This window comes from Pseudomonas sp. C11 (assembly GCF_034683865.1).
Taxonomy (GTDB): domain Bacteria; phylum Pseudomonadota; class Gammaproteobacteria; order Pseudomonadales; family Pseudomonadaceae; genus Aquipseudomonas.
Window position 1 is genome coordinate 146473 of sequence record NZ_JAWIIP010000010.1, and the last position, 13307, is coordinate 159779.

General features: G+C 61.8%; 15 protein-coding genes. 1 reads left to right on the top strand and 14 read right to left on the bottom strand.

What is annotated here, in order from left to right; all coding sequences use genetic code 11:
* Positions 1-181: 181 nt before the first annotated feature.
* From pdxJ to rpoE, 12 genes are all read right to left on the bottom strand, one after another.
* Positions 182-928 (bottom strand): pyridoxine 5'-phosphate synthase, encoded by a 747-nt coding sequence (gene pdxJ / locus VC352_RS17240; RefSeq protein ID WP_322980752.1) that lies wholly within the window; start codon positions 926-928, stop codon positions 182-184.
* The gene (recO, locus tag VC352_RS17245) at positions 921-1610 is read right to left on the bottom strand and encodes a DNA repair protein RecO (protein ID WP_322980753.1); all 690 of its coding nucleotides are present in this window, start codon (positions 1608-1610) and stop codon (positions 921-923) included. The genes pdxJ and recO overlap by 8 nt, the downstream gene beginning before the upstream one ends.
* Positions 1611-1667: 57 nt before the next feature.
* Positions 1668-2573 (bottom strand): GTPase Era, encoded by a 906-nt coding sequence (era, locus tag VC352_RS17250; protein ID WP_322980754.1) that lies wholly within the window; start codon positions 2571-2573, stop codon positions 1668-1670.
* The gene (rnc, locus tag VC352_RS17255; protein WP_322980755.1) at positions 2560-3249 is read right to left on the bottom strand and encodes a ribonuclease III; all 690 of its coding nucleotides are present in this window, start codon (positions 3247-3249) and stop codon (positions 2560-2562) included. Before rnc ends, era begins: the two co-directional genes overlap by 14 nt.
* The gene (locus tag VC352_RS17260) at positions 3246-3623 is read right to left on the bottom strand and encodes a DUF4845 domain-containing protein (protein ID WP_322980756.1); all 378 of its coding nucleotides are present in this window, start codon (positions 3621-3623) and stop codon (positions 3246-3248) included. The genes rnc and VC352_RS17260 overlap by 4 nt, the downstream gene beginning before the upstream one ends.
* 91 nt (positions 3624-3714) lie before the next feature.
* Positions 3715-4569 (bottom strand): signal peptidase I, encoded by an 855-nt coding sequence (lepB, locus tag VC352_RS17265; protein WP_322980757.1) that lies wholly within the window; start codon positions 4567-4569, stop codon positions 3715-3717.
* Between the two features lie 6 nt (positions 4570-4575).
* Positions 4576-6375 carry a translation elongation factor 4 gene (gene lepA, locus VC352_RS17270; protein ID WP_322980758.1) on the bottom strand — a complete coding sequence of 600 codons (1800 nt, stop codon included), beginning with the start codon at positions 6373-6375 and terminating at the stop codon, positions 4576-4578.
* 151 nt (positions 6376-6526) lie between these two features.
* A complete protein-coding gene (locus VC352_RS17275) occupies positions 6527-7915 on the bottom strand; it encodes a DegQ family serine endoprotease (RefSeq protein WP_416340202.1) in 1389 nt (462 codons plus the stop codon).
* Positions 7916-7989: 74 nt separating this feature from the next.
* Entirely contained in the window at positions 7990-8436 is a 447-nt protein-coding gene (locus VC352_RS17280; RefSeq protein ID WP_322980760.1) for a SoxR reducing system RseC family protein, read from the bottom strand.
* A complete protein-coding gene (locus VC352_RS17285; RefSeq protein WP_322980761.1) occupies positions 8433-9380 on the bottom strand; it encodes a MucB/RseB C-terminal domain-containing protein in 948 nt (315 codons plus the stop codon). Before VC352_RS17285 ends, VC352_RS17280 begins: the two co-directional genes overlap by 4 nt.
* A gap of 14 nt (positions 9381-9394) precedes the next feature.
* On the bottom strand, positions 9395-9967 hold the full coding sequence (locus VC352_RS17290; RefSeq protein WP_322980762.1) for a sigma-E factor negative regulatory protein: 573 nt from the start codon (positions 9965-9967) through the stop codon (positions 9395-9397).
* A 30-nt stretch (positions 9968-9997) separates the two neighbouring features.
* A complete protein-coding gene (rpoE, locus tag VC352_RS17295; protein ID WP_268183036.1) occupies positions 9998-10579 on the bottom strand; it encodes an RNA polymerase sigma factor RpoE in 582 nt (193 codons plus the stop codon).
* 367 nt (positions 10580-10946) lie between these two features.
* On the opposite strand from rpoE, the gene nadB reads away from it, so the two are divergent.
* On the top strand, positions 10947-12578 hold the full coding sequence (gene nadB / locus VC352_RS17300; RefSeq protein WP_322980763.1) for an L-aspartate oxidase: 1632 nt from the start codon (positions 10947-10949) through the stop codon (positions 12576-12578).
* Here the strand turns inward: nadB and VC352_RS17305 are convergent.
* Positions 12538-12999 (bottom strand): protein YgfX, encoded by a 462-nt coding sequence (locus VC352_RS17305; RefSeq protein WP_322980764.1) that lies wholly within the window; start codon positions 12997-12999, stop codon positions 12538-12540. The genes nadB and VC352_RS17305 overlap by 41 nt on opposite strands.
* Positions 12983-13237, bottom strand: coding sequence for a succinate dehydrogenase assembly factor 2 (locus tag VC352_RS17310; protein ID WP_322980765.1), 255 nt, complete (start codon positions 13235-13237; stop codon positions 12983-12985). The genes VC352_RS17305 and VC352_RS17310 overlap by 17 nt, the downstream gene beginning before the upstream one ends.
* Positions 13238-13307 lie beyond the last annotated feature (70 nt).

The window sequence follows — 13307 nt, forward strand, 5'->3', positions numbered from 1 at the left end:
AGCGCTCTTAGCGAAGCGAACAGTCCGCCATCGGTGCGCCCAGAATTTCAGCATGAGCTCCCCGCAACAGCGTACTGCTACGCGACGACCGCATGGATGCAGGAGGCTTGTGTAGGGCGGGTGAAACCCGTCAGAGAGCAAGTGGCGGGTTGCACCCGCCCTACGCCAGCAGCGCTAACCCTCAGCCGCGATTGGCAGCGGCGACGATCAGTGCCTTCATTTCGGCGACAGCCTGCTTGAAGCCAACGAACAGAGCATGGGAGACCAGCGCATGGCCGATGTTCAGCTCGTTGATGCCCATGATCGCCGCCACCGCCTCGACGTTGTGGTAGTGCAGACCATGGCCGGCGTTGACGATCAGGCCATGGTTGAGGCCGCAGATCACCCCGTCACGAATGCGCGCCAGCTCCTGGGCCGCCTCTTCTGCCGTGTGAGCATCGGCGTAACGCCCGGTGTGCAACTCGATGGCCGGCGCGCCGACGCGCATGGCGGCCTCGATCTGTCGCTCCTCGGCATCGATGAACAACGACACCTCGCAACCGGCCAGCGATAGGCGCTCCACGGCTGCGGCGATGCGCGACTCCTGCCCGGCCACGTCCAGGCCACCTTCGGTGGTCAGCTCCTGACGGGTTTCCGGGACCAGGCAGACATGCGCCGGACGGATTTGCTCGGCGAAGCCGAGCATGAACTCGGTGACGCCCATCTCGAAGTTCATCCGCGTCTGCAGCACGTCGGCCAGCACACGCACATCGCGATCCTGGATATGCCTACGGTCTTCACGCAGGTGCACGGTGATGCCGTCAGCGCCCGCCTCTTCGGCGTCCAGCGCGGCCTTGACCGGATCGGGGTAGCGCGTGCCGCGCGCCTGGCGCAGGGTGGCGACGTGGTCGATGTTGACACCGAGCAGAATACGATTGGCCTCAGTCACGCTTGGGCTCCTTGAGCGTCATGAAAAGTTCGCGGCTGACCAGTGGTCTGCCGCCGAGATGGGGGGCCAACGCCTGGCGCATGAGGCGTTTGGCGGCGGCCAGCGCGCCAGGCGTCTGCCAGTCGGCCTCGGCCATGGCCAACAGCTCGCGGCCCTGAAACACGCCGGGCTGTAGTTGTACCACCTGCACCAGGCCGATGTCCTGCTGCCAACGATACAGACCGACAGGATCGATGGGCTGGTCATGCTGGTCACGATCGAGGGCGAAACCATAGCCCAGCTCGTCCAGCAGGCGCCATTCGAACGCGCGCAGCAGAGGTTCCAGCGGTCGACCAGCCGCAAGCGCCTGCAGGGTCAGGGCGTAATGTTCGAGCATCAATGGATGCGGGTCTTCGGCGGGCAGCAGGCGAATCAGCAGCTCATTGAGATAGAGGCCGGAGAACAGCGCCTCGCCGGTCAGCAACAGCGGAATGCCGACGCTTTCCAGACGGCCAACAGTCTTCAATTCGCCGCGACCGCGCAGCTCCAGCTCCAGCGGCGCGAATGGCCGGGCGATGCTGCCGACCTTGCCACGCGCGGCGCGCAGCACGGCACGAATGCGCCCCTGAGCGGTGAAGAAATCCACCAGGGCGCTGCTTTCCTTGTAGGGACGGCTATGCAGAACGTAGGCGGCAGAAGTCATGTGGGTAACCGCCAGAATGCGCCATGCGCAACAACGAGGATGCGCATGGCGCCGCGATCAATCCAGGTAACCCAGTGAACGCAGGGCTCGCTCGTCGTCGGACCAACCACCTTTGACCTTGACCCAGAGGTTGAGCATCACCTTGGAGTCGAACATGGTTTCCATGTCCTTGCGCGCATCCGCGCCGATGCGTTTGATGCGCTCACCCTTGTCACCGATGATGATCTTCTTCTGCCCGTCGCGCTCCACCAGAATCAGGCCGTGGATATGCAGGATGCGCCCCTCCTGCTTGAACTCCTCGATCTCCACGGTGATCTGGTACGGCAGCTCGGCACCAAGCTGGCGCATGATCTTCTCGCGGATCAGCTCGGCCGCCAGGAAGCGGCTGGAACGGTCGGTGATCTGGTCTTCCGGGTAGAAATGCTCGGACTCCGGCAGGCGCTCGCCCACCAGTTTTTCCAGGGTGTCGAGGTTCTGTCCCTGCAGCGCGGAAATCGGCACGATCTCGGCCTGCGGCAGTTGCTCGGCCAGCCAGTTCAGATGCGGCAGCAGCTCGCTCTTGTCTTCCAGGCGATCGGACTTGTTGACCGCCAGCAGGATCGGGCATTTGACGTGCTGCACCTTCTCCAGCACCAGTTGATCCTCGTCGGTCCAACGCGTGCGGTCGACCACGAACACCACCACGTCGACGTCTTTCAGCGCGCTCGAAGCGCTGCGGTTCATGTAGCGGTTGAGCGCCTTGTCGTTGTGCTTGTGCAGACCGGGGGTATCGACGTAGACGGCCTGAACATCACCCTCGGTCTTGATCCCGAGCATGTTGTGGCGAGTGGTCTGCGGCTTGCGCGAGGTGATCGCCAGCTTCTGCCCGAGGATGTGGTTGAGCAGCGTCGACTTACCCACGTTGGGCCGGCCGACGATGGCGACATAGCCACAGCGAGTCATAGGTGCATCAGTCATTGCCATTCTCCACCCCGAGGGCGATCAGCGCCGCAGCCGCAGCGACCTGCTCGGCGATACGCCGGCTGCCGCCCTGGCCCAGGGTCTTTTCATTGAGCAGGGCGACCTGGCACTCGACCATGAAGGTACGGCAGTGCGGTTCGCCCTGGATGTCCACCACCTCGTAACGAGGTAGTTCGCAGGCGCGCGACTGGAGAAACTCCTGCAGCCGCGTCTTCGGATCCTTGTTGGTGTCGACGAGGGTCAGGCCATCGAGCTCGCCTACCAGCCAGGCCAGCACGCGCTCACGCGCCGCGTCCATACCGGCATCCAGATAGATGGCACCGATCAGCGCTTCGAGCGCATCGGCGAGGATCGACTCGCGGCGGAAACCACCGCTTTTGAGCTCGCCGGAGCCCAGGCGCAGGTACTCGCCCAGCTCGAAGCCACGGGCCAGCACGGCCAGGGTTTCACCCTTGACCAGACGCGCACGCAGACGTGACAACTGGCCTTCACGGGCCTGTGGGAAGCGCTCGAACAGCGCTTCGCCGGCAACGAAGTTGAGGATGGCATCACCGAGAAATTCCAGGCGCTCGTTATTGCGCCCGGCGAAACTGCGATGGGTCAGGGCCAGGATCATCAGATCCTGATCCTTGAAGTGGTAGCCGAGCTTGCGCTCGAGACGGGATAGGTCAGAACTCACGGCATTCGTACACGAAATTCTTTATCGAAATTGACCACCAGATCGAGGTTATCGATCAGCGGCTCACGTTTTTCGTACTTGAGGTGAACCTGGAACTCGTTGTTCTCCAGGCTCACTTTCACGGCATCACGCAGATTCAGGTCACGGATGTTGTTGATCTGCATGCCTTTGCTCAGATGGTTGTAGAAATCACCGACGGTGCGGATTTCCAGCGCTTTGTCGGTTTCCACCGAGGTGATGAGCTTTTCCATCGACATGTAGTCGAGGTAGTGCGGTATCACCTTGAAGGCGGTGCTGGCGAAGAACGCCACGAGGGCCAGGGTCACCAGCCAGCCAAGAATGGAAAGCCCCTGCTGCGAACGCGCGAATTTCATGTGTATCCCCAGAAGATTCGGTCTTGTTGGAATGCCGATACGGCAAGACTAGTTATAGCCTGGCGCGCTGTACTGAACAGCGCGCCAGTGCTCAATGAATCAGACCGACGCGGGAGAAGCTGGGCAGATGACTGGTTTTCGGCTCAGGCCAGCTCATCCAGATGGCGAAGGCCTTGCCGACGATATGGTCGTCCGGAACCATGCCCCACAGTTCCTGAGGAATATTGCGGTCACGCCAGAAGCGGCTGTCGTTGGAGTTGTCGCGGTTGTCACCCATCATGAAGTAATGCCCTTGCGGCACCACCCATTGGCCGCCTGGATCACGGCGCATGCGGCTCATTTCCTTGCGGATGACGTGCTCGACCTGCCCCAGGTGCTCCTGGTACAGCGTGACGCTGCCCAGACTGCCCGGTTCTTCACCCAGGAGTTTTTCGGCAATGGGTTCACCGTTGATCAGCAGGCGCTTGCCCTGGGTGTACTCGATACGATCCCCTGGCAGGCCGACCACGCGCTTGATGTAGTTGATGCTCGGATCGCTGGGATAGCGGAACACCATGACATCGCCGCGCTGCGGGTTATCGACTTCGATCACCTTGGTGTCGATCACCGGCAGGCGGATGCCGTAGGCGAACTTGTTGACCAGGATGAAATCGCCCACTTCCAGGGTCGGTTTCATCGAGCCGGACGGAATCTGGAACGGCTCGACCAGAAACGAGCGCAGCACCAGCACGATGGCCAGCACCGGGAAGAAGGATTTGCCGTACTCGACCAGCAGGGGCTCCTTGTTCAGGCGCTCCAGCACCCGCTCATCGGGCTCGTCGACACGGCCCTGATAAGCGGTGATCGCCGACCGGCGCCGAGGCGCCAGCAGGATCAGATCGATCAGTGCGAGAAAACCGCAAACGGCAACGGCGATAACCAACAGAAGCGGGAAATTGATCGACATAGAGTCTTAGCTATCCAACCTGAGCACCGCAAGGAAGGCTTCTTGTGGGATTTCCACGTTGCCGACCTGCTTCATGCGTTTCTTACCGGCCTTCTGCTTCTCGAGCAGTTTCTTCTTACGGCTCACGTCGCCACCGTAACACTTGGCCAGTACGTTCTTTCTGAGTGCCTTGACAGTGGTTCGCGCGATGATCTGGCCACCAATGGCAGCCTGGATCGCCACATCGAACATCTGCCGCGGAATCAGTTCTTTCATTTTCTCGGTCAATGCACGCCCCTTATAGGCGGCATTGTCACGGTGCACGATCAATGCCAGGGCATCGACCTTGTCACCGTTGATCAGCACGTCCAGCTTGACCAGATTAGCCGACTGGTAGCGATCGAACTGATAGTCCAGCGACGCATAGCCACGACTGGTCGACTTCAGGCGGTCGAAGAAGTCCAGCACCACTTCGTTCATCGGCAGGTCATAGCGAACCTGAACCTGCGAACCGAGGAATTGCATGTCGCGCTGAACGCCACGCTTCTCGATGCACAGGGTGATGACGTTACCCAGGTGTTCTTGCGGCACCAGGATGGTCGCGGTGACGATGGGCTCACGGAAGTCGGCGACCGCCGATACATCCGGCAGTTTGGACGGGTTGTCGACGGTGATGGTTTCACCGGTTTTGAGCTCGATCTCGTAGATCACGCTCGGCGCGGTGGTGATCAGATCCAGGTCGTACTCGCGCTCCAGGCGCTCCTGGATGATCTCCATGTGCAGCATGCCGAGGAAGCCGCAACGGAAGCCAAAGCCCAGCGCATCGGAGCTTTCCGGCGCGTACTGCAGCGACGAGTCGTTCAGGGTCAGCTTCTGCAGGGCATCACGGAAGTCCTCGAAATCGTCGGAGCTGACCGGGAACAGACCCGCGTAGACCTGCGGCTGGATCTTCTTGAAGCCCGGCAGCACTTCGACTTCGGGCGTCGAAGACAGGGTCAGGGTGTCACCGACCGGTGCACCATGAATGTCCTTGATGCTGGCGATGATGAAGCCCACTTCACCGGCCTTGAGATCGACGGTTGCGGTGTGTTTCGGGGTGAAGACACCGACGCTGTCGACCAGGTGCACCTTGCCGGTGGACTTGACCAGAATCTTGTCGCCCTTCTTCACCCGGCCCTGGCGCACACGCACCAGCGACACCACGCCCAGGTAGTTGTCGAACCAGGAGTCGATGATCAGCGCCTGCAGCGGCGCGTCGATATCGCCCTCAGGCGCGGGAATGGTCTGCACCAGACGCTCGAGTACCTCGTCCACGCCCATGCCGCTCTTGGCGCTACACGCCACGGCGTCGGTGGCGTCGATACCGATGATCTTCTCGATCTCGTCCTTGACGCGATCAGGATCGGCCTGCGGCAGATCCATCTTGTTCAGCACCGGCATGACCTCGAGGCCCTGCTCGATGGCGGTGTAGCAGTTGGCCACGGACTGGGCTTCGACGCCCTGCCCCGCATCCACCACCAGCAGTGCGCCTTCACAGGCAGCCAGGGAACGGCTGACCTCGTAGGTGAAGTCGACGTGACCGGGGGTGTCGATGAAATTCAGTTGGTAGGTCTTACCGTCCTGCGCTTTGTAATGCAGCGTGACGCTGTGGGCCTTGATGGTGATGCCACGCTCACGCTCCAGATCCATGGAGTCCAGCACCTGTGCTTCCATTTCGCGCGCGGCGAGGCCGCCGCAGATCTGGATGAACCGGTCGGCCAGGGTGGATTTGCCATGATCGATGTGGGCGATGATGGAGAAATTACGGATATGACTCAGGTCACTCACAGATCAACACTCGAAGAGGCTACAGGCCAGATGCCTGACGAAAATAGTCGCGGAGTGTACCCGATCAGGACGACTGGCGTCACGCCCGCAGCTTGCGCGGGCATGCAGGCGCGAGGCGCCACGAGGCGCCCCGCGATCCAGCCCTGGCGATTTATTCCGCCAGTTTGAAGGTGATGAAGCTGGCTCGTCCCTGACGCAGCACGCGCATCGAGACCGAACGGTTCTTCGGCAGGTCTTTCGCCACCTGGGTAAAGGTACTGGTGGAGTCGATGGCCTGGTTGTTCAGGTGCGTGATCACATCGCCCGGACGCAGGCCGATCATCGCTGCCGGCCCGTCGAGCACGTCCTTAACCACGACGCCGCCCTTGAGATCCAGACCTTTCTTCTGCTCGGCAGTCAGTTCGACCACGGTCACGCCCAGGCGATTGTTGCTGAGCTCACCACCAGGCATGCCGTTAGCAGCGATCTCCTGGCCCTCTTCAGGCAGGGTACCGATGGTGACGCTGATCTTCTTGCGCGAACCATCGCGCACGACATCCAGCTCGGCCTTCTCGCCCGGCTTGAGGTTGCCAACCAGGTGCGGCAGATCGGCCGACATGATGATGGGCTTGCCGTCCAGGGAAAGAATCACGTCTCCCACCTGCAGGCCGCCCTTGTCGGCTGGACCGTCCTCCAGCACCTGGGCAACCAGGGCGCCGGCCGGTTTTTCCAGGCCGAAGGATTCAGCCAGATCCTTGTTTACTTCCTGAATCACCACGCCCAGCCAACCACGCGTCACCTTGCCGCCAGCCTTGAGCTGGTCGGCCACCTGCATGGCCACGTCCATGGGGATGGCGAAGGACAAGCCCATGAAGCCACCGGAGCGAGTGAAGATCTGCGAGTTGATCCCGACCACTTCACCCTTGAGGTTGAACAGCGGGCCGCCGGAGTTACCCGGGTTGATTGCCACGTCGGTCTGAATGAACGGTACATAACTGTCGCTCGGCAGACTGCGCCCCTTGGCGCTGACGATACCGGCCGTCACGGAATGGTCGAAGCCGAACGGCGAACCGATGGCCAGCACCCACTCGCCCACCTTGAGGTCTTCCGACTTGCCCAGGCGCACGGTCGGCAGGTTCTTGCCGTCGACCTTGAGCAGCGCCACGTCGCTGCGCGGATCGGCGCCAACCAGCTTGGCCTCCAGTTCGCTGCGATCAGACAGGCGCACGATGATCTCGTCGGCATCGGCGACCACATGGTTGTTGGTCATGATGTAGCCGTCGGAGGAAATGATGAAGCCCGAGCCCAGGGACTGCGCTTCACGCTGACGACCGCCAGGATTGCGCGGCATCTGCGGGATGCTGCGCTCGAAGAACTCGCGAAACATCGGCGGCAAGCCTTCCAGATCAGGCAGTCCCTGCTGCGCAGCGACGCTGCGATCAGGCACTTTCTGTCGCGTGCTGATGTTCACCACCGCAGGCGACGCCTCCTCCACCAGCGGCGTGAAGTCAGGCAGATCGGCCTGCGCCACCAGACTTTGCCCCCAGAGCAGGGCAGCCATCAGCAACGGCACAACGGACTTGATATTTCTCATCGGCTACAACTCCAGATGCAGAACGAAATACGCGCAGGGATTCACGGGCCGGAGGCCAGCAAGGCGCGCAGGACAACAGGTTGCAAAAGGGGATCATCGGCCACTCGCGACGCATGCCAGCGCACCAGTAGCCAGGAAATGAGAAGGCCGCCAAGGCCACAGAGAATGGTCAAAGGCTCGCCCAGACCCAATGCGTCAGCCGCAATGGCGCTGGCCAGCAAAGCCAGAACAGGCAGGAGATAGACAAGCAGGGAGCTGCGTACCAGCAGTTGCTCACCCACACCGATCACGACGGCATCGCCTACGCGCAGATTCAGCGTAGACAGCGCGCGGACGTAGCCACGCTCACGACCAATACCCAGGCGCTCCATCAGCCCCTGGCCACAGGCCGCATTGGCCGAACAGGCAGAGCAGGTGCTCTTGCGCAGCGTTTCCACCCAGACCACGCCGGGTTCGACCGCCACCACACGCCCCTGCTCTTCGATCATTGTGTGGCCTGTTCGCTCGCTCCGGTACGCATCGACAGGGCAATTCGCTCAGCGGTGCCCAGAGGAATCTCACCCACCACCGTGACCATCATGTCACCTTCGTGGGTGGTCATACGTCGTGATACGGCAACAGTCGGGCCCAACTGACTGCGCACATCATCCGCCACCGCACCTTGCAGCGGCTCGAGGAAGACAGAGAAACGCGCCAGGCCATCACCGTACATGAGGACAGCCACAGGCTCATCGGACACCTCGCTGCGCCGCAGTTGCGCCGAGATCAGCGAGAAACCAGGCGGCAGCCAGTCGGAGCGCCAGGCGCCATCAGCCATGGCATCGGCGGGCTTGAAGTGAACCGGCTGGCAGTCGGATGTCGGCTGCAGCGCTTCGGCATCCGGCACACGGGCTTCCAGATCGGTGAACTGGAACCGTTCAAGAAGCTGACCTTTGTCGCTCAGAAGCAAAGACTTCAATGGCAGACCGGTTTCACGGTCGAGGTGTAGCTCGAAGCCGTAACGGTGCTGATCCTTGGGCGACAAGATCAGCACGACGGCGTCACGCCCTGCGATGCGGGAGTGCCCCGCGACACGCATGTCGTACCATTCGCCGAGCTGAGCCGCATCGAAATTACGCGCAGGCCAGGATTGACCATCACTGACCTGGTCAGCCAGCGCGCCACTCACGCAGCGGGCCTGACCATCCACCTTGAACACCTCTTGAGACGGCCCATCGAGCTGCATCAGCCGCTCATGTATCGAGCCGTCCGACTCCACCGCATGCCACACGCTGTGCGTGGAGAAGCTGCCATTGCGCTCATAAACGAAGGTGCCCTGAAAGCTCTGCTGACGCTCCGCCTCGGCGAGACGCTTGAGCCAATCCTGCACCTCGGATGCCTGAACCGGCAATGCCAGCAGACCACTGAGCAGGCAAAGAGGGATTGCGCGCATGTGACTCCTTAGCGTTAGCGGTTTTCCAGGCTTGCAGCGCGTGCATAAGGCAGAGCGGTTTCGCCCGTACCCATGGCCGCTTGCTGGGCATGCTGACGCAGATAGGACGGCAGACGCTGCTCGTGCCAGCTAGGCTCGGCCGCTGCACTGGGCTCGACGCTTTCCTCGGTGGTGTAACCCGCCAGGATGGCCGGCCCCTGCACCTGCGGCAACGCCATGGCCGGAGCAGCGCCTTGTTGCGCCAACTGCTGACCACCTGCCAGATCGTCCTGATTGTACAGACGCACACCTGCCAACACGGCAACGGTGACGGAAGCGGCAACCGCTACGCGACCGATGTTGCGCCACAGGGGAGTCTTGCGGGCCGGTACGGCCTCGTCAGCCAGGGCTGCCGAAACTGCCGCTGCGATGTCGAGACGCGGCACCAGCAACTCCTTGTGCATGACGGCACGGGCGACCTGGTAACGCGACCAGGTGTCGCGCAGCTCACCATCCGCACTGGCGGCAAGCACACGTCGAAGTTCTAGTTCATCCGCTTCGTTATCCATCACTGCGGACAGCGATTCCTGCAGGGTTTCACGACTCATGGCGTTCCTCTCTTGGCTGTCGCCGCTGCCTCAAGCTTCCTGCAACAGGGGTTGCAGGGACTTATCAATGGCCTCACGTGCACGGAAGATCCGCGAACGTACGGTACCGACAGGACACTGCATGACGCTGGCAATGTCCTCATAACTCAGACCCTCGAATTCACGCAAGGTCAACGCCGTACGCAAATCATCCGGTAGCTGGGCGATGGTTCGATGCACGGTGGCTTCGATTTCATCGCGCAGCATGGCTCGCTCTGGTGACTCGATATCCTTGAGGGCGTGATCGCCGTCGTAGAATTCCGCGTCATCACTGCTTACATCGCTATCCGGCGGCCGCCGACCGCGGGACACCAGATAGTTCTTCGCCGTGTTTATGGCGATGCGGTACAGCCATGTATAGAACGCGCTGTCACCGCGAAAGTTTCCAAGCGCCCGATATGCCTTGACGAAGGCTTCCTGGGCAACGTCCTGCGCCTCGTGAGTGTCGTGCACGAAGCGCACGATCAAGCCGAGGATCTTGTGCTGATACTTCAGCACCAACAGATCGAAGGCACGCTTGTCACCGCGCTGCACTCGTTCGACCAGCTGCTGATCATCTTCCTGGGTTAGCATGCACTCTCCTCGTGAAGCCTGGAGGGGGCTTGTACCCGCAAGCCAATCAGCTTGCCAAGATAGACTCGGACCTTACGCAAAAGTTCTCCCCTCCAAGCAAGCTTCCCGCAGAGTCTGTTTTTCTCTGCTGGGAATGACGCAAACGGAACTTTTCCGCTTACGCAAATAATCTTATCGCCGCTCATTTCCGCCTTCTTGCAACGCTTGGAAGGCCGGCACGCGACAGCGCGCTCTGTTCATATGGGCGACCCGGTTTGGAACCTTAATGACTAAGAAAGTTCCCGAGCACTGCGGTCGGTCATAAGCTGGCTATTGTGCCGATGGCCCTCTCTATATACTAGGCCTCGCTTTCACGCGGAATTCCTCCATGAGCCAACACTTCCAGCACGACGTTCTGATCATCGGCAGCGGTGCAGCCGGCCTCACGCTCGCCCTCACCCTGCCTGCCGAATTACGCATCGCAGTGCTGAGCAAAGGCCCCTTGGCCAATGGCTCGACCTACTGGGCACAAGGCGGAGTCGCCGCCGTGCTGGATGATACCGACACGGTCGAGTCGCACGTGGCCGACACCCTCGATGCCGGCGCCGGCCTGTGCCGCGAGGATGCCGTACGCTTCACCGTCGAACACAGCCGCGAGGCGATCCAGTGGCTGATCGATCAGGGCGTTCCCTTCACCCGCGAGGATGAAACCGCACGCGAAGACGGTGGATTCGAATTTCACCTGACACGCGAAGGTGGACACAGCCACAGGCGCATCATTCACGCCGCCGACGCCACCGGCGCCGCCATCTTCAATACGCTGCTGGAGCAGGCACGGCGACGCCCCAACATCGAACTGCTGGAGCAACACGTGGCAGTCGACCTGATCACCGAGCGCAAGCTGGGACTTCCCGGCGACCGCTGCCTGGGCGCTTACGTGCTGGATCGCTCACACGGCGAAGTCGACACCTTCGGCGCCCGTTTCGTCATCCTCGCCACCGGCGGCGCGGCCAAGGTCTACCTCTATACCAGCAACCCGGACGGTGCCTGCGGCGATGGTATCGCCATGGCCTGGCGCGCCGGCTGCCGGGTGGGCAATCTGGAGTTCAACCAGTTCCACCCGACCTGCCTGTACCACCCCCAGGCCAAGAGCTTCCTGGTCACCGAAGCCGTACGCGGAGAGGGCGGACTGCTCAAGCTGCCCAATGGTGAACGCTTCATGCCGCGTTTCGACCCACGCGCCGAACTGGCGCCGCGTGACATCGTCGCTCGCGCCATCGACCACGAGATGAAGCGCCTGGGTGTCGACTGCGTCTACCTCGACATCAGCCACAAACCCGCCGAGTTCATCAAAAGTCATTTCCCCACTGTTTATGAACGCTGCCTGAGCTTCGGCATCGACATCACCCGCCAGGCCATCCCGGTCGTACCGGCGGCGCACTACACCTGCGGCGGCGTAGTGGTCGACCAGCATGGCCGCACCGATGTCAGCGGCCTGTACGCCATCGGCGAAACCAGCTTCACCGGCCTGCATGGCGCCAATCGCATGGCCAGCAACTCGCTGCTGGAGTGTTTCGTCTACGCCCGCTCCGCCTGTGCCGACATTGCCAGCCAGTTGGGCAGCGTGAGCATGCCGAGTGACCTTCCCTGCTGGGACGCCAGCCAGGTCACCGACTCCGACGAAGACGTGATCATCGCCCACAACTGGGATGAGCTGCGCCGCTTCATGTGGGACTACGTCGGCATTGTGCGCACCAACAAGCGCCTGCAACGCGCCCAGCACCGCGTGCGCCTGCTGCTGGACGAAATCGACGAGTTCTATAGCAACTACAAGGTCAGTCGCGATCTGATCGAGCTGCGCAACCTGGCCCAGGTCGCCGAACTGATGATCAACTCGGCCATGGAGCGCAAGGAATCTCGGGGACTGCACTACACCCTGGACTACCCCGAACTGCTGCCCGAAGCACGCGACACCATCCTCACTCCGCCACTTGCGGCGGCGCCCAGCGCCTGCGACTGAACTTCAGGCGCAAGCGCAACCGCCGATGCCACTCGCGCGGCATGGCGTCATAAGGAATGCACAGGCCACGCGTGAAGCGTTGGCCTGGCAGGCGAAAGCGCAGCACCACCAGCCACGGCAGAGCCAGGCTGTCCGGGCGCAATTGCACGGCTTGCCAACCGTGCGCAGCGCTCCACAGATGCCAGCCATCGACATCGCGGCGCAGCGCGCGAACGGCATCGGGAGATGACAACAGGATCTGACGCGGCAAAAACCAGGCGGCATGCGCCAGGCAAGCCACGCATGCCAGCAGTTTGCACCAGAGGGGAATTGCCGCCAGCCAGGGCGCCAGCATGGCCAGCGCCAGGACGGTCAGGTAGAGCCTCAGCAGCGCGCGGGAGGGCTGCCAACGGCACTCGAAGGTGTCACTTGGGTTGGACACGATCCAGGATCATGCGCACCATGCGCCGCAGATCGGCATCTTCCGGCTCGCCGCGCTGCATGAACCAGCCGAACATGTCCTGATCCTCGCACTCCAGCAGCTTGCGGTAGCGCGCCTGATCCTCGGCATCCAGCGTGGCGTACACCTCCTGCACGAACGGAACCAGCAACACATCCAGCTCCAGCATGCCGCGACGACTGTGCCAGAACAGGCGATTCAACTCAGTTTGCTCAACCATGCAACGAACTCCTCGAACGAGGCGGGCAGTATAACGGCGAATTGCTTCGCTGTTCACGGAGAGGCAGTGC